Here is a 20,182-nt window from a genome sequence, read left to right as displayed (position 1 = left end):
TGTTGCGCAAGCGATCGCTATCGATCGACACAAAAATTAAGCTCTTGGGGTAAAAATGGCTATGAGCTAGCCTTGTATGGTAGAAACAGTTAGGATTAGATCTGCACCCGGTACAGCTACATGCAGTTTGCTACATAAAAATTCGGAGATCCCTTAATGAGTTCACCTGCTGCTTCACTCTCAGAATCATTGATGAAGATTGTCAACAGAGCCAGCGATCTCCGCGTAGCTAATTCGCGATTGCACCGCAACCGCAAACTCGTCGAGGATTTACTGGAGTCAGTGTTATGCCAGGAATGCGGGCAGGAATTAGTGGACTTGCTCCGCCAATTGCGAGCCATGTGTTCGCCCGAGGGGCAAGCACCGGAATACCCAGCGCAAGAAGTTTTAAAAGTAGTCGAGAGCCTGGACCTACCCGAGGCAATTACGGCAGCGCGAGCCTTTGCCATGTATTTCCAGTTAATTAATATCGTCGAGCAGCAGCACGAACAAGAGGAAAGGCAACAACACCGCGTCGATACGATTAATGGGGAAGCCAGTTCCCCAGTAGGGACATTTCGCTGGCTCTTCCCCAAACTAAAGCAGCAAAATGTGCCGCCCCGCTACGTGCAGAGGCTGATCGACAACCTGGACATCGAACTAGTATTTACAGCCCACCCCACCGAAATCGTTCGGCACACGATTCGGGAAAAGCAACGGAGTTTGGCACAATTGCTACGTCAACTAGATCGCTTAGCCGATCCTGCCTCAGACGACAATGAAGCATTAACATTTAGCGGAGCGAACGTTTGGGAAGCAGAGGCTTTGCAACAGCAAATGCAAGAAGAACTGCGTCTGTGGTGGTACACCGACGAACTTAACCAGTCGAAGCCCACCGTACTCGATGAAGCAGACTATACGCTGCACTACTTTCAAGAAGTTTTATTTGATGCTATTCCCATCCTGTACGCACGGCTGGAGCAGTCGCTCAAAGAAGTCTTCCCTAAGATCGCACCTCCACGTCATAACTTCTGCCGCTTTGGATCCTGGGTCGGAGCCGATCGCGATGGCAATCCCTCAGTCACTCCAGACATCACCTGGCAAACCGCTTGCTATCAGCGCAGTCTGGTTTTAGGGAAATACATTAAATCCATCAAGCGTCTCAGCGGGTTGCTGTCTCCGTCTCAAAGCTTGACTGATGTATCGCAGGATTTACTCGATTCCCTGGGTCGAGATCAAGCAGAGATGCCGGAGGTGTACGAAGCTAACTCCATCAAGTTTCGCCAGGAACCCTATCGCCTCAAACTCGCCTACATTCTCAAGCGCCTCGAAAATACGCTGGAGCGCAACAACCAATTGCGTTCTACCAATTGGCAGATTGCCGAACACGCCGCATCCGTGCCCCAGTGTAACTGGAGTTGCATGTCCTTCTATCAATCGCCAGCGGACTTCCTTACAGAGTTAAAACTGATCGAGCATAGCCTCAGCAGTACGAACTTGAAATGTAAGGCAGTGCGCGATCTGATCTGTCAAGTGGAAGTATATGGATTTCATTTGGCACATCTGGATATTCGCCAGGAAAGCGGTCGCCATTGCGAGGCGATCGCGGAAATCGCCGACTATCTCAAACTACTGCCCGTCTCCTACCACGATATGTCTGAGGAAGTTCGCGTGCAGTGGCTGGCAAGAGAACTGCAAACCCGCCGTCCCATTATTCCAACGCACTTGTCTTTTTCGGAGAAAACTAACGAGACAATCGAGACTTTTCGCATGTTGTCCAAACTCCAAAAGGAGTTCTCGCCAGATATCTGTCAAACCTACATCATTAGCATGAACCACAGCGTCAGCGACATGCTAGAGGTACTGCTGCTGGCAAAAGAGGCGGGCTTGTACGATCCGGCTACGGGGATGGGCACGTTGTTTGTCGTGCCTCTGTTTGAAACCGTAGAAGACTTAAAACGCGCTCCCACAGTCTTGCAAGAACTCGCAGAACTACCCCTATATCGCTGCTATCTGACCAGTCACAATCACCTGCAAGAAATTATGTTGGGTTACTCAGATAGCAATAAAGATTCGGGCTTCTTGAGCAGTAATTGGGAGATTTACAAAGCCCAGCAAGCATTACAGGCAAAAGCTGAAGAATATGGTCTGGAATTGCGAATATTCCACGGTCGTGGCGGATCGGTCGGTCGCGGTGGCGGGCCTACCTACGAAGCGATCGTGGCGCAGCCAGGGCGAAGCATGCACGGTCGCATTAAGATTACCGAGCAAGGTGAAGTACTGGCATCTAAGTATTCTTTGCCCGAAATTGCCCTGTACAACCTGGAAACGATCGCCACTGCGGTGATACAGTCGGCACTACTACCCAATGCCACCGATACAGTCAACTGTTGGATCGAAACTGTAGAGGGGCTGGCAACGCGATCGCGCGAAGTTTACCGTCAGCTCATCTACGAACAGCCGCAATTTGCTGACTTCTTCCACCAGGTCACGCCGATTGAAGAAATCAGCCAGTTACGCATTAGCTCCCGTCCGGCACGACGAGGTGGCAAGCGCGACCTCGGTAGCCTCAGAGCCATTCCCTGGGTGTTTGGCTGGACGCAAAGTCGCTTCCTGTTGCCGTCCTGGTATGGCGTTGGTACAGCTCTAGAAGATTTCCTGAATGAAAATCCGGAAGGGAATCTGACGCTCCTCCAATTTTTCTATGCCAAGTGGCCCTTCTTTAAAACCGCCATCTCTCGCGTCGAGATGACACTTGCCAAGACCGACCTGCAAATTGCCCATCACTACGTACGGGAGTTAACGGAGCCATCGTTTAGGGAAACATCCGATCGCCTATTTGCCCAAATCGCTGATGAATACCACCGCACCAGCAGGGTAGTACTGCAAATTACCAACCACCACCATTTGCTCGATGGCGATCCGGACTTGCAACGCTCCGTACAGTTACGCAATGGCTCGATCGTGCCTCTGGGCTTTATTCAAGCCTCCCTGGTCAAGCGACTGCGTCAATATGGTACTGATTCGATTAATTTGCGCTATCGTTACTCTAGAGGCGAACTGCTGCGGGGTGCCCTGTTAACCGTTAACGGCATCGCGGCAGGTATGCGCAATACAGGCTAATTCAATGGCAGGCTAGTTGAGGAATTTATCGCAGATGACCATGGGTAATTATGCTAGGATCTTGAAGGATTCAGCGTGTGAGGAATATGAACCCCAATCGTAGTCAACTTGAGCTCCTTCGGGTGGGAGTGATTGGTGTTGGTAATATGGGTCAACACCATGCCAGGGTTCTGAGTTTGCTTAAAGATGTCGAACTGGTTGGTGTCTCTGACGTTAATGTCGATCGCGGTCTCGATACTGCCAGTAAGCTCCGCATTAAGTATTTTGAAGACTATCACGAGCTTTTGCCCTTAGTGGACGCGGTTTGTATAGCCGTACCCACGCGATTGCATTACGATGTTGGCATGACCTGCTTGCGGGCAGGCGTGCATGTCCTGATTGAAAAGCCGATCGCCGCCACGATAGCCGAAGCAGAATCGCTGGTAAATACCGCTGCCGAATCCAACTGCATCCTGCAAGTAGGACACATCGAGCGCTTTAACCCCGCTTTCCAAGAACTGAGTAAAGTACTGCAACACGAGCAGTTACTGGCGATCGAGGCGCATCGTCTCAGTCCCTATTCTCAACGGGCTAACGACGTGTCCGTGGTGTTTGACCTCATGATTCACGACATCGACCTGTTACTGGAACTGGTACCAGGTCAGGTAGTACGCCTGAGCGCCCACGGCAATCTAGTTTCCGACTCGGGCTACTTAGACTACGTCACTGCTACAGTTGGCTTTGATAGCGGTGTAATTGCAACGCTGACTGCTAGTAAAGTCACGCACCGCAAGCAAAGACGCATCGTCGCCCATTGCAAAAATTCTCTAACTGAGTCCGACTTTCTCAACAACGAAATTTTAATTCACCGCCAAACAACTGCCGACTATATGGCAGCCTACGGTCAGGTGCTTTATCGCCAGGATGGCTTTATCGAGAAAGTCTACACCAGCAATATCGAGCCGCTCAACGCCGAGTTAGAGCATTTTGTTGCCTGCGTGCGCGGCGGCCAGCAACCATCTGTTGGTGGGGTTCAGGCTTTGCAAACTTTACGTCTAGCCAGCCTGATCGAGCAAACTGCGCTCGACGATAAGGTGTGGCAGAGTTGCGACCTCAAGGTGCGCGAGGTAGTCACCGCCGGCAGTCACGCCAAGACTGCCTGGTAAGCCAAACCATTCGTAATTGCATACGGCTTAAGAAAGCGATCGCAGCCAATTATCTAAATCTGAGGGGCGATCGAACTCCAGGAGTGCCTCAGCTAAGTCCTCTAACCGTCCAATACCTAGAGTAGAGATGCGATCAGCTACTTGTGCATCAAGTACGCCAATTTTTCTGGTTAACTGACGTAATACAAGTGCTCTAGCCTCTTCCTGCAAGCCTACTTGTCGCCCTTCTTGCAAGCCTACTTGCCGCCCTTCTTGTCTGCCTTCTTGTCTGCCTTCTTGTAAGATTTCCTGATAAATAACAGATTCACGCATCATTTGCTCCCTGAATAACCCTTCAATCAGCGTCTTTTTATATCTTAGCCCAGCCATAATCTTGGCACATGCCGCCACATCTTTTCTACGGTCAGCTTCTTCTATATTACTAATAGCCGAATCAACCTGTTTGAGGAGTTGAGCAGGCATAGTCGTAGCAGCTAAAACTGCTAAAGGTAGCAATGCCTCATCTTGCAAAAGCGGTAAAGGATCTTGCTCCCACATCTTAATGACTTGGAAGGAATGGCGAGTTGTACCAACCGCAAAAGTGTCATCTACCACTTGCTCGGTGGGCTTTAACAGGATGACGATTTGGATAATCGGCAGGCGATACTGACGATACAACCTTACCCAATAATCTAGAAAGCGCAATGCTAGAGGTGGATTGGATGCTACTAATACCTGAAACTCTAAATGCAAAATTTGAGACTTGGTACGCAGTAACGTCACGGAGTCAGGGCGAATCGGTTCGATGCTCAGTTCCGTTTTGAGTACCTCAATATCAGAACTAGAATATTCCTCGCCCAATAGCCAGGAGGCAAAGCGATCGGGATATTTCTCGGACAGGACTTTGCACAAATTGTCATAGGGCATGAGGCACGAGAATTTACGGAAGATAATTGTACAGATCTTGTAAGGGCAATTTCTCTGTAGTTGACCCGAAATCTCGGGGTAGACACGGTGGACTACTCCCTACAGGATTGGTTATTGTATTAATTTCAATGACACTCATTTTAGCCTGCTTTAGCTGACTTTAGCTCTAAGTCAGGAAATCATTTCCTAGCTTTCTTAGCTCGCAAAGTGCAAATCGTAAAGATTAATAGCATGGTCGCACGGCAGACATTGCATCCCAAAGAATCTGTGATATGCTATGGAAATCAAAGAGATTACCCCCCCAACAGGCTTCCCTATCCAAATTAGATATCACAGTGGATTTTGTATGGCAACTGTTCCAAATCCGTATCCCCACCCTTTGCCTGGTGGACAGTGTCCAGTTGATTACGACTATTCATTCACAGTAATCAAGCATCCCCTGAGTGATAATGGCAACATCCCCAATAACTATTCGGAAGAAGTAAAGTGGGTGCAGCCTGGCTTGAGAGGACCATTTATGCACTGGGGTTGGGTAGCCTTTAATTGGCTTGGCGTGAACAGAGATCAAGGCATTATAGTTGCAATTGGTAAGGGCGATGACATACCAGTAGCTCCTTTAGGTGGGCTTAGGGCAGAGATTACCTTAGGCATTTGGACTGCTGGTGCAGTAGTGTACGCCCAGCATGGGCGTGAACTAATGGGGTGAAAGTCCCCTGTAGGAGAACCAGCGTCCAAATGATCAATTTACAGATCCGAGAGACGACCACTACTAGCTTAAGGCAAGAGTGCTTTCGCGAGGAAGTGTTTGAAGGAAGCCGGATAGCAAACCGACGAGCCGACGAACAGAAATGTCATAGAAGGCTGAGACCCCTGGGTGAGTTGGCACAACACAACAAAACCTCTGGTTCAAGGGGCACAGTAAATGACACGGTTGCGGCGGGACAGTTCACGTTCTTATCTGGGGAGGTCTGTAAGGTTGCGGTTCTAAGAGTAAAGGGAGTCTGAATGAGGTAAGAGCCGGAAACGGTTAGGAAGCCACAGAACCCTAAAGCAAAAAGGACAGCCCACTAAGAGGGAACTCTTGGTGTCAAGCCTTGCAGAAGTCAGCAGAAGTCATAGTAGTCCAATCCAGGACGAAGGACAGAACATAATTGCCATAAGGAGGAGCAATGAACAACTCAGACGCATCGATGAACCCGACCGGGGGAGATGACGGATGGCGTGCTGACATAAAGCCAGCCTTAGACAACCTGATGGCGCGAATATTAGAGCGCAACAATGTGCAACAGGCATGGGGAAGGGTGAAATCGAACCAAGGAGCAGCCGGAATCGACGGTATGACTATAGGAGATTTCCTCGACTATGCAAGGGAGCATTGGACAGAGATTCGCGCTTCCCTGAAGGATGGTACGTATCAACCGCAGCCAGTGCGACAGGTAGTAATACCAAAGCCAAGAGGCGGCGAGAGAAAGCTAGGAATACCTTGTGTCATAGACCGGGTAATCCAGCAAGCCATTCTACAAGTGTTATCGCCAATGTTTGAGCCAGGATTTTCGGACTCAAGCTATGGCAGTCGACCCAAGCGATCTGCCCACGGAGCAATTCGGCAGGTAAAGTCCGCCATCAAAGCAGGGTATCAAGTTGCGGTAGACATTGATTTGGAGAAATTCTTTGACAATGTAGACCACGACATGCTGATGTCCCGCATTGCTCGGAAAGTAACCGATAAGGTACTTCTGGGTTTAATCGGACGGTATCTGCGAGCGGGAGTTATGGTCGGTCACACTTTCGCGGCAACGGATTGGGGCACTCCACAAGGGTCGCCACTGTCACCGTTGCTCGCCAACATCTTGTTGGATGACCTCGACAAAGAGTTAGAGGCAAGAGGACATCGCTTTGCTCGCTATATGGATGACTTGGTAATTCTGGTCAAAAGTAGACGGGCAGGGCAGAGGGTGTTGGCTAATATCAGCCGATACCTGAGCCAAAAGCTGAAGCTCAAAGTAAATCGGCAGAAAAGTCGTGTGGTCAGGACTGACAAATTAGAATTTCTGGGATTTACGTTCCGAGGAATTCGGATTTGGTGGTCAGACCAAGCCTATCGGGATTTCATACATCGACTGCGGGGCTTAACGTCACGTAGTTGGGGTGTTTCAATGGAGTACCGCATGGAACGGTTGAACCGATACTTACGAGGTTGGATGAACTACTACGGCATTTCCCAGCATTACAGTCCAATTGAGCAGTTGGATGGTTGGTTGCGGCGACGAATTCGTATGTGTTACGGTCAACAGTGGCGCAGACCTCGCACTCGTATCCGACATCTGCTGGCTCTAGGCACTAGTAAACGACAGGCGATTTTGACCGGCATTAGTCGCAAAGGCTATTGGCGTTTGTCAAAGACTCTGGCAACCCATACGGGAATGACGAATCAGTGGTTACAGTTACAGGGTTGGCTTTCAGTGCGAGAACTTTGGATGAAAGTCCAGGGTTATGCCTGATTTTCTTGAGGTTTGTTTGCGCGGCGATTATGAACCGCCCGGTGCGGACCCGCATGCCGGGTGGTGTGGGAGGGAAGGGCTAAACACCCTTCTCGACCCGATTGGCGGTAATATTGTCAATCTCCGAGGGTGGGGGCCATCGGCTTGGGGTAATAACCCATCTACACCCCCGTTAGGACAGAATTTCGCATATCGTTTTAATTATCTAAGAAGGCGTGATGGGCAACCAGATGATTGCGGCGACATGCCCAATATTCCTATTCCACCTGAAGATCTGCCTGGTAACTACAAGCCTAACGTCTGTAGTGTCAAGTTGCCCATCAACTCAGAGGTCGAACTGCATACGGGTGCGTTAATCGAGACGCAAGACCTGGTTACCTATCAGTCCCTGGGCGAGACGCGGGGACTGACTTTGCGCTACGACTCTTTGACCGCAGATCCCAGACCAATCGTTCATTTCCGCTATGCCTATGTCAGCGATGTCAACCAGAGGCTAATCGCCAAGATGTCGGCGCAAAGTGGCAGTTTTAGCTACCAGGTGCCAGGGTATCAAGGATCGCAGTTTGGCTTGACGGGTAACGAAAATTTCTGGGCAATGCCTGCATCTGGCAATGCCAGCGGCATTGTCGATGGTGCCCTGCAACTAGATCTGAGAAACATGCCCACGGGGAGGTGTAGTTGCAACATTTCCACTAGCGTGCAGTCCTATAACTCTAGCTCGCCGCAGTTTAGTAGTAATTCAACTACCTCTTCTATTTCCGTGTCATCAGTCAATCGCATTAGCAGTTTTCTCGGTAGCGGCTGGGGATTAGAAGGTTGGCAGGAAATTATCCCCAATCAGGATAACTCTAATACGGTGATGCTAGTGGATGGCGATGGTACGCAACTTGTGTTTCAAGCCCCTACTGGCAATGTGGGAGATCCGTGGGGATCGCCAGCGGGAGATTTTTCGGTGCTGGTGCGGCTAAGCGATGGTACGTTTCGGCGATCGCTCAAAGATGGCACGGTGTATAGCTTTAATGCCAGTTTGAAGTTGAGTGTGGTGAGCGATCGCTACGGCAACCAAACCCGCTACATTTACGATGGCACGGGGAAGCTGACCCAAATAATCGATCCGGTGAACCTGACGACAACACTTGCCTACACGGGTACCCGCGTCACCAGCATTACCGACCCCGCCAACCGCGTGACGCGCCTCACCTACGACGGCATCGGCAACCTGATCCGCATTACGCATCCCGATAATACGCAGATAAACTACGAATACGATAGCGATCGCCGCATGACCGCCAGCACCGATGCGCGGGGCAACCGAGGCACAATTACCTATGACTTTGCCGGACGGGTATCGGGTGGCACGCGCAAAGATGGCTCCACCGTGCAAGTACGGCCAGTGGCAGTGAAGGGTCTGTACCCACCAGGACAAACGGTCGATCTGTTCAACGCACCTGAAGCCTTCAGCCCCGACTTCACCGAAGCGATTACCCCCGCGACAATCTACATCGATGGCAACGGCAACGCCACTGCCTATCTGCTCGATCAAAGGGGCAATTTAATCGCCACATCAGACCAGGTAGGTTCACTGTCGAGTTATCAATATGACGGGCAGTTTCAAGTCACGCAAATCCTCAACGGTCGCGGACAGGCAACCAATTACGGCTACGATGCCAAGGGTAATATCACCCGTATCTCCGATGCGATTTCTAGCAGCGGCAAGCAATATACCTACGACGCGACGTTCGCTCAGGTCAGCAGTACTACAGATGAGTTGGGGCGGGTGGTTAATTATGCGCTAGACCCCGCCAATGGCAATGTGCTCTCCGCCACGCAGGTGGTGGGCGTCACGAATATTGTGACTCGCTATACCTACACCGCGCAAGGACTGGTGAAAACCATCACCGATCCGCTGGGACGCATCACGTCGAACGACTACGACTTGCAAGGACGGTTAATTCGAGTGACGCTAGCGCAAGGCACCGTAGACCAGGCGGTCTTGGCATATCAATACGATACGGCGGGCAATCGCACCAGATTTACCGATGCCAGAAATAACGTGACGCAATACGTCTACGACAGCATGAATCGGTTGACGCGGGTAACGCAGCCAGATCCGGATGCGGCGGGTGTATTGGTCGCACCCGTGACGACATATGCCTACGATGCCAATGGCAATCTCACCAGCACGACCGATGCGCGGGGCAACGTGACGCAATACGCTTACGATGCCATGAACCGCGTCACGCGGGTAACGCAACCCGACCCCGATGGCACGGGCGTTTTGACCGCTCCCGTCACCACTAATACCTACGATGCGGTGGGGAATCTGATTTCGGTTGCGGATGCACTGAATCGCGTGACGCAAAATCGCTACGATGCGCGCAACCGCTTGATTCAGACGATTAATCCGCTGAACGAGACTACCAGTTATGCTTACGACCTGGACAATAATCAAATTAGCGTCACGGATGCGCTGGGTCAGGTGACGCAGTCTGCTTACGATGCGCGGAGTCGGTTGGTCAGCAGTACAGATGCGCTGAATCAAACTACGACTTATATATATGATGCGGTAGATAATCTGCTGAGCGTCACGGATGCGCTGAATCGGACTACGACCTATACCTACGACGCGCTCAACCGTCGCCTGACGGCGAGCGATCCGTTAAACCAGACTGCGACTACCGCCTACGATCTGGTGGGAAATGCCATTAGCGTCACCGATGCCCTCGGTCGCATCACCAAATATGCCTACGACAACCTCAATCGCCAGACCCAGATTACAAATCCGCTCAATCAGATAACGCGCCTCACCTATGACAAGTCGGGCAATCTCACCAGGATTACCGACCCGAATAACAACTCCACCAGTTATGTTTATGACCCGCTCAATCGCCTGACGACGGATACCAATCCCTTCAGCCAGACCCGCACCTATCAATACGATGCGATGGGGAATCTGACCCAGGCGAAAGACCGCAATGGTCGCATCCGCAAATTTGTCTACGATAATTTGAACCGTTTGACGGCAGAGCAGTGGATGAGCAGCACGAATGCGGTCATTCGCACGATGAGCATCAGCTATGACGCAGTGGGACAAGTGACGCAGGTCAGCGATCCTGATTCCACCTATCGCTTTGCCTATGATGCGGCGGGACGGTTAGTCTCTGAGGATAATGTGGGGACACCAGTGTCGCCGAATGTAGTTTTGACTGCTACTTATAATAGTGTGGGTAGTCGCCTTAGTCTGAGCGATACGGTGAACGCGCAAGCGCTGGGCACGGCGAACTTTGGTTACGATGCTTTGCAGCGTTTGACGCAGGTGACGCAGACAGGTGTGGGAGTGAGTAATAAGCGGGTTGACTTTACCTACAATGCGGTGAACCAGATGACGGGAATTAGTCGTTATGCATCGCTGGATACATCTGCACCCGTGGCAACCAGCACGCATACCTACGATTCTGCCAGTCGGTTGACAGCGATAACCCATCAGCAGGGTGCGAATGTCATCTCGAATCAGAGTTGGGTGTACGACATGGTATCGAGGATTACGCAGTTTGCTTCGCCGGATGGGACGAGTGCGTATAGCTATGACAATACCGATCAGGTGACAGCGGTGGATCATAGCTATCAGACGGATGAGGCGTATACCTACGATGCGAATGGCAATCGTCAGAATACGGGGTATTCGACTACGACATATAACCGCCTGACAGGAGCTGCTGGTTATACGTTTACCTATGATAATGAGGGCAATCGCCTCAAACGGACGAGAAGTAGCCCCAATGAAGTCACTGACTACACTTGGGACTATCGCAATCGTTTGACGAAGGTGGAGGTGAAGAGCGGGACTACAGTCGTGAGGTCAGCATCATATATATATGATGTATTTGACCGCCGCATTGGGATGAGTATTTCCCCAGAAGGCTTGCCGACTATACCGCCACCAGAACGCAGATTTATTTATGACCGCGACCATATTCTGCTGAGCTTTGACAACTCCAGCAACTTAGCCCGTCGCTATATGCATGGGGCGATGCTGGATCAGATCCTGGCGGATGACAGTAATGGCAATATTCTCTGGCCGTTGGCGGATAACCTGGGTACGGTAAGGGATGTGGTGAATAGTAGTGGTGTGGTGCTGAGTCATCGCAAATACGACAGTTTCGGCAACATCACCAACCAGACAGGGACTGCCTCAGCAACTAGGTTTGCCTTTACTGGTCGCGAGTGGGATGCATGGATAGGCTTGTATTTCCACCGAGGCAGGTATTACGATCCTCTTGTGGGACGCTTTATCTCGGAAGATCCCATTAGTTTTGCGAGTGGTGATGTAAATCTTTATAGATATGTATTTAACTCTTCAGTAAATGGGACTGACCCTATGGGATTAGAAGAAGCAAACCCTTTTGCTGAGCTTTGGGGTGCAATGGGTAGAGGGTTGGGAGAGTTATTGGGAGGGTTAGGAGCCGCAGCAGTGGGAGCTGTGGGATGGCTATGGTCAAGATCTGCGCCAAGCCCCACGCCAACTGCTACACCACCAAGCCCTAGACCTACACCCACACCTAAACCTAATCCAAGACCTACAGCTACCCCACCACCATCATGTCCAAATCCTGGTTGTGAAGATAAAAAAAGAAGTTGTAGTAAACACTACCCTCAATACGATCGCTGTAGCGATCTAGTAAGACCAGATCTGCCTTTTGGAGGATATAAAGATAAAGTACTTGAAGGAAATTATGGTGCTGTGAATGCTTTACAGAATTTTAGAGGAAGACATTCTAAAATTAGAGACTATAGAGAGCTAATATCTGAGCCAAGAAATAAAAGAGGCTATATGTACAAGCCGATTTGTAAAAATCCTGATGGACAAGCAAGACACTTCAATATTTTTATATTATCCCTCTATAGGCAGGGAATTGAGCAAAGTGCTGGTTCCATAGGTAGCTGTAAGTGTTGTGTAGATGGAGATCCACCTAGAATAGAACTTAGGTATGGAATTTTGAATATAAAAGATAATAATAACCCCGGCAAGAAATACTATAACCCAGGATGATGAATAGATTTGAGTATTGGTTTCTTGATATTGCCGTTGAAGAGGTAATTGGTTTTGGTTGGATTGTTCCCGATGACCAATATGGTTGTATAGCTATTGATCGCGCCCCACTTGAACTAACCATTGATGAAATAGCAGATATATTGCACTCTCTATTTCAAAAAGGAGATCTAATGGCAGTATCAGCAGAAGACTTTGATGACCTGCGTCAAATTAAAGGAGGATTTATTCCTTCACTTGTAGAAATTAAAGCAGCTTTGAGAGAGGAGATAAATCTAGGTTACTACCTGACCCTAAAAGGGGGAGAACAGTGGGAATCAGTTTCAAAACCGAAATGGAATCAATATTTTCATTGGGGATACAATGTTCTTATGTGTGCTGATCGTGCAATAGGAGAGAGATTACTTGCAGAGCATGATTTACTATTTGCTGATGAATTGGATAGTTACATCATTTTAGAGACTAGCATGTGGGAGGAGGTAGTTCCTTGGCAAGCAACTTATTGGAAAAACCTCCCTATAGGTTATCGAGTTCACTTTCAGTCTCAATCATCTAATGAGCAGCTTGAGAAATTCTCAACTTTTGACGAAGGAGAAGGATGGGTTGATTTCATTCGTCATAAAGATGGACGTGTTGAGCGACAACCTCAAACACTTATTGCAAGAAGGAAGCAATCTCAGGAGTGGTACGACAACATTAGGCAATGGTACATTAACTACTTTGAAATGTAATTGCTCAACTACCCCCCCCTTGCCGAAACCTGCTCCTAGTAAAGGTTGCAGATCGCGGATTTTGAATAAAAATTCTGTTCTCATAGAATACCGACGAAAAAATGCGGCTTTCAGGGTTTAAGAGGAAAAAATTAGAAATTATATTAAATCACACGATGCCTTTCAGCAGAGGGTTTCAAAGATCTAATAGGGGGGTTGAGCAATTACTTTGAAATTACCAAAAGAAAAACCTCCAATGAAGGTAACTAGCAGGACTTAGACAAAAAAAGGAGAAAACAGCCTCAAACTAAAGCAGGATAAGGCATTTACTTCAATAGATGAAAAATGGCTGAACCCCAGTTGTAGTGTGCTTCATACGCACTATTCTTATTCTCAGCTTCGTCGCACCATAAGAGTATGTATCCCCATAGGTCGACAACTATACCGCCGACAAGGGAAACCTGTAGCACAAAATGTCCAGAATACAATCGCTGTGAAGATCTAGTAAGACCAGATCTACCTTTTGGAGGATATAAAGATAGCAGCCCAGGTACTGCTACAAGTGCTTTGCAGAATTTTAGAGGTAAACACCCCAGAATTAGAGATTACAGTAAAGTTTATCCTCAAGAGGAAGGGGATGCAATGTATCGTCCTCATTGCAAAGATCCTAAAAAGGAATCGAGACACTACAATGTTTATGTCTCCGGAATTAGACCTAAAAAGAGTGCGGGTTCCATAGCTAGATGCATTTGCTGTATCGATGGAAAGCCACCTAAACTAATTATGAGATATGGAATCTTGAATATAAAGGACAACAATATACCACCTACAAGATACTACAGCCTAGGATGATGAATAAATTTGAGTATTGGTTTCTTGATACTGCCATTGAAGAAGTAATTGGTTTTAGTTGGATTGTTCCGGATGAGCAATATGGTTGCATAGCGATCAATCGAGATCCGCTTGAACTAACAGTTGATGAAATCGCAAACATATTTTATAAACTCTTTCAAAAAGGGTATCTGCTAGCAGCATCATCTGAAGACTTTGATAATTCAGGTCAAATCAAAGGAGGTTTCATGCCTTCCCTGTTAGAGATTACAGCAGCATTGAGAGAAGAAGTTAACTTAGGCTATTATCTAACAGCTCAAGGAGGGAATCAATGGGAAACTGTTTCTAATCCTCAATGGGAACAATATTTCTCTTGGCCACTAGGAATAGAGCCTGTAAATGAAGGTGAAATCGTCTGTGGTAGTCGCGAGGTAGGAGAAAATCTAATTAGCATGATTCATTTGCTTTCTCCAGGTAATTCTCGGCTGGAAGTAATTCCAGGCACTGTAATGTGGGAAACATTAACTCCCTGGGAAGCCACTTATTGGAAAACGCTTCCAATCGGTTATCGAATTCGCTATCAGTTTACCTATTCAGATGTTGAAGAATACTCAACCTTTGAGGAGGATGAAGGCTGGGTTGAATGGATAAAGAATGAAGATGGTCGAGACGAGCGTCAACCAATAGAGTTCGTGAGACAAAGGCAACAAGCCCAAGAGTGGTATCGAAATACTAAGAGATGGTACACAAACTATTACTTTCAGTAGTCTAGTATCAGTAGTAGTGTGGTGTTCATTCTACTCAGCATTCCTATTCTCAGCTTTGTCGCATTCATAAATGCATGTACCTCTATACGACCGAAAACTATATCGCCGACGGTAGAACAGAGATTTGTTTGCGATAGTGATCGCCTAATAGATATTTCCCCATGCGATCGCCCATTAGGTTTTCTCAGTGCGATCGCCGTCATTAAGGGTTTCTGTCGAAGCGATCGCCTCGGCTTTTTATTGAGAAAGCGATCGCCCATTAAGTTTTCTCAGTGCGATCGCCATCATTAAAGGGTTTTGTCGGAGCGATCGCCTCAGTTTTTTATTGAAGAAGCGATCGCTCATTAGGTTTTTCCAGTGCGATCGCCTGTTTGCTCAGGGATATCATCGAAGCGATCGCCTCAGTTTTTATTGAGAACGCGATCGCTATTTATTCTGGTATATCACCGAAGCGATCGCGATACTTGCTTAATAGTTCCTCTAGTTCAACTTGGCGCTGTTCCGCTTGTACTTTGGCTTTACGTTCTTGAATAGCGATCGCCATAGCTTCTTGTTTAGCAATATGTTCTTGAAGTGCGATCGAATTTCATTAACAAGTAGGATAGCAAAACATATCGTCGTGAGAATTTAAATTGCCTTGCGATCGCTTATCTCACTGCTAAGCAAACTCATTATTGTTTTTGCAACCAAGCTTCCAGATCGGTAACGAGATCGAAATCTAAAATTGCTTCCGCTAGGCTCTCCAGTTGAGTAGTAGAGAGTGTTTCAACTTGCGATCGTAGCTCCTGACTTAAAGAGCTAAATTTGCGATCGAGTAATCGTAGGAGCAGTGCAGCCTGTCCTTGCTGCATACCTTGCTGCATACCTTGCTGCATACCCTCTAGCTTGGCATCCTGATAAACCCGCGTATGCTTTAAATCGTCAATTGTAAACATTGCCTCAATCTCCTTACGATTTAACAGCGGAAACTTATAGACCAGAACCGTCTCAATAAATTCTACTACTTCTGCACGCAGGAGTGATGTGGTACTTTGTTCCACCTGCACAGCTAACTGTTTGGCAAGATCGGGTGCGCTTGCCTCTGATGCCAAGATCAATTGCACAATCGCTATACCCAAAGAACTGGTTTGGCGATCGAGCCAATCTTCTAGATAAACCCGTACAATGCGATCGCTCTGCAACAACTCACGAAAATGAGGCAATTCCCCAGGATCGTAACTGCGTCGTGCAAAAATTGCCACTGCTTGCCAATCTTGTTCAGGTTGATATTGGTTGAGATACAGAAAAATCTCCGAAGTAAATGCCCAGTAGAAATCTGGTTTAGGCTGAAACTGTACTTCTATGAAAATGATCGGCTTATCTACCACATCTGGCAAGAAGATGCCATCGAAGCGAAAAGCTTTCTCTTTTACCTCGGCTGAGACGAACTCGTAGCCGTCAGCAGTGGATACTGGCTGCTCGATTAACTCGAAAAGCAAACTGTGAAAAGTCTGAAATAATTGAAAGAAAAGCGTATCCGTCCTCATGGCAAAGTAGCATAACAGAGTTGCTTAACTAACGGCAATGAGAACGTAAATTTGAAATAAAGGTCGAATATGGCAAAATAGGGGAAATACTACAAGCGATCGCTACGGCAATCAAACCCGCTACATCTTCAAGTCGCGCAGATTACCAACGGACGCGGGCAAGCCACCAACTACAGTTACGATGCCAAGGGCAATATCACGCGCATCGGCGATGCGGTTTCTGGTACTGGCAAGCAATACACCTACGACGCGACGTTCGCTCAGGTCAGCAGTACTACGGATGAGTTGGGGCGGGTGGTTACCTATGCGAGACTTTACTGATGGCTACACAAGGAGTTAACAGATCGGGATTTGGTATAAGAACTTCTGGGCTAGTAGGTGCGCTAGTAACAATAATTTGAGATTTTGCGTCAGATCTAATGCTTAAGAGTTATACTCAACCCGATAAGCTACTGTTGCAGTAGCCCGATCGATCTCGATTTAGGCATATAGGCAAGCTGGACATACGTGCAACCACTTTCTTCTATCAAAGTTCTAGCAGTCATCAACGGCAAGGGTGGAGTCGGTAAGACCACTACGGCGATTAATTTGGCGGCGGCATTTGCCGAGCATAAAAAGGTACTTCTAGTTGATGCCGACCCCCAAGGTTCGGCATCCTGGTGGGGCGATCGCAACGCCAACGGTATTGGCTTTGACATTGCGCGAGATCATAATCCAGATAATCTCGCGCAATTACCGCAGTTTAAAAGTTACGACCTGGTCGTAGTCGATACGCCCCCCGCTCTGCGTTCTGAAGCTTTGACAGCGGTGGTAGCGATCGCTGACTATTTAGTACTACCAACTCCCCCCGCCCCCCTGGATTTAGCCGCACTGATCGAGACGGTAAAAGAGACGGTAGTGCCTGCGGATGTGGCGCATCGAGTGCTATTGACGCGGGTCGATCCGCGCAGCCTCAACGAGGCATTAGAAGCACAAAATACGCTGATGGAGGTGGGCATTCCTGCCTGTCATGCTTTTGTCCGTGCCTACAAAGCCCACGAGCGCGCCGCACTGGAAGGTAAAACCATTTTGCAATGGCGGGGCAAAAACGCGCGGGAGGCAGAAGCAGACTATCGGCGCGTTGCCGACGAACTACAACGAGATTGGACTGTAAAACGATGACGAAAAGAAGCTTGACGGACATGTTGCGGGCGGAGACGCAAAAAGCCGCTACCGAACCTGAGGTAAAAGCCACTACCCCTACCCCTAAGGCATCCACAACGAAAAAGACAGCGGCAGCACAGACCAAGCCTGCGGCGACGGCATCTCCTCCCACTGCCGCAGACTCATCATTGGATTTAACAGAGTTAGTAGATCGACTGAAGTCAGACCTAGAGGCATCTCGCGATCGCGAGAGCAAACTACAACAACAAGTACAAGACTTGCAGACCGAATTGGAAGCCAGTCAAGCCCAGATTTCGCAGTTAAAGGAATATCTAGAACAGTTAGATCGGCTAAAAACCGAACTCGATCTGGCGAAAAAAGATAACCTGAAACTAGCCGAAGCCAATATTAAGCTAACCGAGGAAGTGAAAGCGCTCGCGACACAACGCCTACAGCTAGAGATTACACCAGCCGAGCCAAGCGCGAGCGAAGCCCAAATCTCAGTACCAGCACCACGGCCCGAGTCCAAACCCAACCCAGCTCAAGAAAAAGCCGCATATCTCAGTCGCATTCTGAGTCGTCCTGTTGGCTCTAACGCTGCGTTGAGCAAAGTAAATGACAAGAATATTGGTTGGTTCGACTAGAGATTGATGGGATTGTCAAAATACAGCTTTGAGATTGACGTAGTTGTTTATGACCTGGGATGCAGCCCATGCAATACAGTTATAGCCGTAGACAGATCTGTTAGGACGGGGTGAAGGGGTTCCACCCCTTCTTGGGGGCAAACGCCCCCAACCCCCCTTCTCGTTTTCATCTGAAAACCGCTATAGCTAAATGCTACACTAAAGTCCCAGAGTCGATCTGGTCGGCGTGCTGTCGATACCAGGCGATCGTATGACCCAGCCCTTCCCGGAAATCCATTTGGGCCGTAAACCCAAATTTGGCCTTAGCGCGTTCGATATCCAAACAGCGACGGGGCTGACCGTTGGGCTTATCAGTCTGCCAGACGATTTCGCCCTTATATTCCATCAGTTCGCAGATGAGTTCGATCAGATCGCGGATAGAGATTTCGTAGCCAGTACCCAGATTAACCGGATCGCCCTCGTCGTAGGATTGAGTGCCCATGACAATACCGCGTGCCGCATCATCCGCATAGATAAATTCGCGCGTTGGCGTGCCATCACCCCAAACGAAAATTTGAGCCTCATTACGTTGCTCTGCTTCATACACCTTGCGGATCAATGCCGGAATAACATGTGAGCTAAGTGGATTAAAATTATCCGCTGGCCCGTAGAGATTTACCGGCAAGAGATAGATACCATTAAACCCATACTGTTGGCGATAGGATTGCAACTGCACCAACAGAGCCTTCTTAGCAATCCCATAGGGTGCGTTAGTTTCCTCAGGATAGCCGTTCCACAGATCGTCCTCATGGAATGGTACGGGAGTGAACTTGGGGTAGGCGCAAATTGTACCGACACAGACAAATTTCTTTACCCCTGCTTCGTAGGCGGCGTGAATTAGCTGCGTCCCCATGATCGAGTTGTCGTAGAACAACTCCGCTGGTTTTTCACGATTCAAACCAATGCCACCGACATGGGCGGCGAGGTGAATTACGATGTCTTGACCGCGTACTGCCTGCTCGCAGTTAGTAAGCGATCGCAGGTCGCAATCGCGAGATCGCGGAATTGCAATCAGATCTTTGTTAGCTCCAGCGGCAAGCAGTCGCTCTACCACGAGGGAGCCTAAAAAGCCCGCACCACCTGTTACCAGTATTCGCTTATTTTCTAGGGAAATCATGATTTTGTTATAGCTGTAGACAGAATCGGTTAATAGAGGAGGGTGATGGCGTAGTCCCCCATGCAGGGGTAGAAACCCGTCCTAAGTCTTATGGCGGCTACATTGCCACTTACTGCCAATTTTCATTCGTGCTAGATTGTCGATTCATGGTGCGATCCTGTCCAGCCCCACCGTGTGGTGTTGGTAACCCGTTCGCCTCTAGATCGGCATCTACCATAATTTCTACCAGTTCTCTAAACGTCACCTTGGGACCCCAACCCAGCTTTTGCTTTGCCTTTGTGGCATCTCCCAAGAGCAAATCCACTTCAGCGGGACGGAAATAACGCGGATCGATTTCCACATAGTCCTGCCAATTCAGCCCAACGTAGCTAAAGGCAACTTCGAGAAACTCCCTCACAGTGTGGGTCTCACCCGTGGCAATCACATAATCATCCGGTTTTTCCTGCTGCAACATCAACCACATCGCTTCGACGTACTCTTTGGCATAGCCCCAGTCGCGCTTGGAATCGAGGTTGCCTAAATATAGCTTGTCTTGCTGCTTGCCAACGATGCGAGCGATCGCCCTGGTAATTTTGCGCGTCACAAACGTTTCGCCGCGACGCGGTGAATTGTGAATCCAGGCTTGACCTACACCAGCATGAAATGTCCCAGAGGTTGTGGCTAAGTCGAATAACCAGCCGGAATATTCAACGGGCTGAGCT

At 48.7% G+C, this 20,182-nt stretch carries 13 protein-coding genes and 1 pseudogene; 10 read left to right on the top strand and 4 right to left on the bottom strand.

Annotation, left to right across the window (positions count from 1 at the left end; translation table 11 throughout):
* Positions 1-156: 156 nt before the first annotated feature.
* Positions 157-3,102: a phosphoenolpyruvate carboxylase gene (ppc, locus tag PSE6802_RS0114370; RefSeq protein ID WP_019500757.1), complete on the top strand. Its 2,946-nt coding sequence runs from the start codon at positions 157-159 to the stop codon at positions 3,100-3,102.
* 86 nt (positions 3,103-3,188) lie between these two features.
* Positions 3,189-4,247 carry a Gfo/Idh/MocA family protein gene (locus tag PSE6802_RS0114365; RefSeq protein ID WP_019500756.1) on the top strand — a complete coding sequence of 353 codons (1,059 nt, stop codon included), beginning with the start codon at positions 3,189-3,191 and terminating at the stop codon, positions 4,245-4,247.
* A gap of 27 nt (positions 4,248-4,274) precedes the next feature.
* Here PSE6802_RS0114365 and PSE6802_RS0114360 read toward each other — a convergent pair whose 3' ends face one another.
* Positions 4,275-5,153 carry a DUF4351 domain-containing protein gene (locus PSE6802_RS0114360; RefSeq protein ID WP_019500755.1) on the bottom strand — a complete coding sequence of 293 codons (879 nt, stop codon included), beginning with the start codon at positions 5,151-5,153 and terminating at the stop codon, positions 4,275-4,277.
* 346 nt (positions 5,154-5,499) lie between these two features.
* On the opposite strand from PSE6802_RS0114360, the gene PSE6802_RS0114355 reads away from it, so the two are divergent.
* The 6 genes from PSE6802_RS0114355 to PSE6802_RS0114325 all read left to right on the top strand — a co-directional run bounded on the left by PSE6802_RS0114355 (position 5,500) and on the right by PSE6802_RS0114325 (position 15,012).
* Positions 5,500-5,859, top strand: coding sequence for a hypothetical protein (locus PSE6802_RS0114355; protein WP_156815524.1), 360 nt, complete (start codon positions 5,500-5,502; stop codon positions 5,857-5,859).
* A gap of 29 nt (positions 5,860-5,888) precedes the next feature.
* Entirely contained in the window at positions 5,889-6,158 is a 270-nt protein-coding gene (locus tag PSE6802_RS0114350; protein WP_019500753.1) for a hypothetical protein, read from the top strand.
* A 185-nt stretch (positions 6,159-6,343) separates the two neighbouring features.
* Positions 6,344-7,654 carry a group II intron reverse transcriptase/maturase gene (gene ltrA / locus PSE6802_RS0114345; RefSeq protein ID WP_019498560.1) on the top strand — a complete coding sequence of 437 codons (1,311 nt, stop codon included), beginning with the start codon at positions 6,344-6,346 and terminating at the stop codon, positions 7,652-7,654.
* A complete protein-coding gene (locus PSE6802_RS0114340) occupies positions 7,647-12,704 on the top strand; it encodes an RHS repeat-associated core domain-containing protein (protein WP_083901705.1) in 5,058 nt (1,685 codons plus the stop codon). Before ltrA ends, PSE6802_RS0114340 begins: the two co-directional genes overlap by 8 nt.
* Entirely contained in the window at positions 12,701-13,435 is a 735-nt protein-coding gene (locus PSE6802_RS0114335) for a hypothetical protein (protein ID WP_026103309.1), read from the top strand. The genes PSE6802_RS0114340 and PSE6802_RS0114335 overlap by 4 nt, the downstream gene beginning before the upstream one ends.
* A gap of 830 nt (positions 13,436-14,265) precedes the next feature.
* Positions 14,266-15,012 carry a hypothetical protein gene (locus PSE6802_RS0114325; RefSeq protein ID WP_019500749.1) on the top strand — a complete coding sequence of 249 codons (747 nt, stop codon included), beginning with the start codon at positions 14,266-14,268 and terminating at the stop codon, positions 15,010-15,012.
* Between the two features lie 671 nt (positions 15,013-15,683).
* On the opposite strand, the gene PSE6802_RS0114315 is transcribed toward PSE6802_RS0114325, so the two are convergent.
* A complete protein-coding gene (locus PSE6802_RS0114315) occupies positions 15,684-16,538 on the bottom strand; it encodes an Rpn family recombination-promoting nuclease/putative transposase (protein ID WP_019500747.1) in 855 nt (284 codons plus the stop codon).
* Positions 16,539-17,045: 507 nt separating this feature from the next.
* On the opposite strand from PSE6802_RS0114315, the gene PSE6802_RS0114310 reads away from it, so the two are divergent.
* Both PSE6802_RS0114310 and PSE6802_RS0114305 read left to right on the top strand, forming a co-directional pair.
* Positions 17,046-17,699 (top strand): ParA family protein, encoded by a 654-nt coding sequence (locus PSE6802_RS0114310; RefSeq protein WP_019500746.1) that lies wholly within the window; start codon positions 17,046-17,048, stop codon positions 17,697-17,699.
* Positions 17,696-18,325, top strand: a complete 630-nt coding sequence (locus PSE6802_RS0114305) for a hypothetical protein (RefSeq protein WP_156815523.1) — start codon at positions 17,696-17,698, stop codon at positions 18,323-18,325. The genes PSE6802_RS0114310 and PSE6802_RS0114305 overlap by 4 nt, the downstream gene beginning before the upstream one ends.
* Before the next feature lie 193 nt (positions 18,326-18,518).
* Here the strand turns inward: PSE6802_RS0114305 and PSE6802_RS0114300 are convergent, their stop codons facing one another.
* Both PSE6802_RS0114300 and PSE6802_RS35840 read right to left on the bottom strand, forming a co-directional pair.
* Positions 18,519-19,481 carry a GDP-L-fucose synthase family protein gene (locus PSE6802_RS0114300; RefSeq protein ID WP_019500744.1) on the bottom strand — a complete coding sequence of 321 codons (963 nt, stop codon included), beginning with the start codon at positions 19,479-19,481 and terminating at the stop codon, positions 18,519-18,521.
* A 109-nt stretch (positions 19,482-19,590) separates the two neighbouring features.
* A pseudogene (locus PSE6802_RS35840) lies at positions 19,591-20,166 on the bottom strand (GDP-mannose 4,6-dehydratase); the annotation flags it as partial.
* Positions 20,167-20,182: the final 16 nt, after the last annotated feature.

The sequence above is a fragment of the Pseudanabaena sp. PCC 6802 genome (assembly GCF_000332175.1).
Classification (GTDB): Bacteria; Cyanobacteriota; Cyanobacteriia; order Pseudanabaenales; family Pseudanabaenaceae; genus PCC-6802.
The sequence above is the reverse complement of the archived record's forward strand: the minus strand, read 5'-3'. Positions and strand labels throughout refer to the sequence as shown.

Bases quoted from the DNA above. Each gene is read 5' to 3' on its own strand.
- ppc (WP_019500757.1), top strand. From the start codon at position 157: ATGAGTTCACCTGCTGCTTCACTCTCAGAATCATTGATGAAGATTGTC.
- PSE6802_RS0114365 (WP_019500756.1), top strand. From the start codon at position 3,189: ATGAACCCCAATCGTAGTCAACTTGAGCTCCTTCGGGTGGGAGTGATT.
- PSE6802_RS0114360 (WP_019500755.1), bottom strand. From the start codon at position 5,153: ATGCCCTATGACAATTTGTGCAAAGTCCTGTCCGAGAAATATCCCGAT.
- PSE6802_RS0114355 (WP_156815524.1), top strand. From the start codon at position 5,500: ATGGCAACTGTTCCAAATCCGTATCCCCACCCTTTGCCTGGTGGACAG.
- PSE6802_RS0114350 (WP_019500753.1), top strand. From the start codon at position 5,889: ATGATCAATTTACAGATCCGAGAGACGACCACTACTAGCTTAAGGCAA.
- ltrA (WP_019498560.1), top strand. From the start codon at position 6,344: ATGAACCCGACCGGGGGAGATGACGGATGGCGTGCTGACATAAAGCCA.
- PSE6802_RS0114340 (WP_083901705.1), top strand. From the start codon at position 7,647: ATGCCTGATTTTCTTGAGGTTTGTTTGCGCGGCGATTATGAACCGCCC.
- PSE6802_RS0114335 (WP_026103309.1), top strand. From the start codon at position 12,701: ATGATGAATAGATTTGAGTATTGGTTTCTTGATATTGCCGTTGAAGAG.
- PSE6802_RS0114325 (WP_019500749.1), top strand. From the start codon at position 14,266: ATGAATAAATTTGAGTATTGGTTTCTTGATACTGCCATTGAAGAAGTA.
- PSE6802_RS0114315 (WP_019500747.1), bottom strand. From the start codon at position 16,538: ATGAGGACGGATACGCTTTTCTTTCAATTATTTCAGACTTTTCACAGT.
- PSE6802_RS0114305 (WP_156815523.1), top strand. From the start codon at position 17,696: ATGACGAAAAGAAGCTTGACGGACATGTTGCGGGCGGAGACGCAAAAA.
- PSE6802_RS0114300 (WP_019500744.1), bottom strand. From the start codon at position 19,481: ATGATTTCCCTAGAAAATAAGCGAATACTGGTAACAGGTGGTGCGGGC.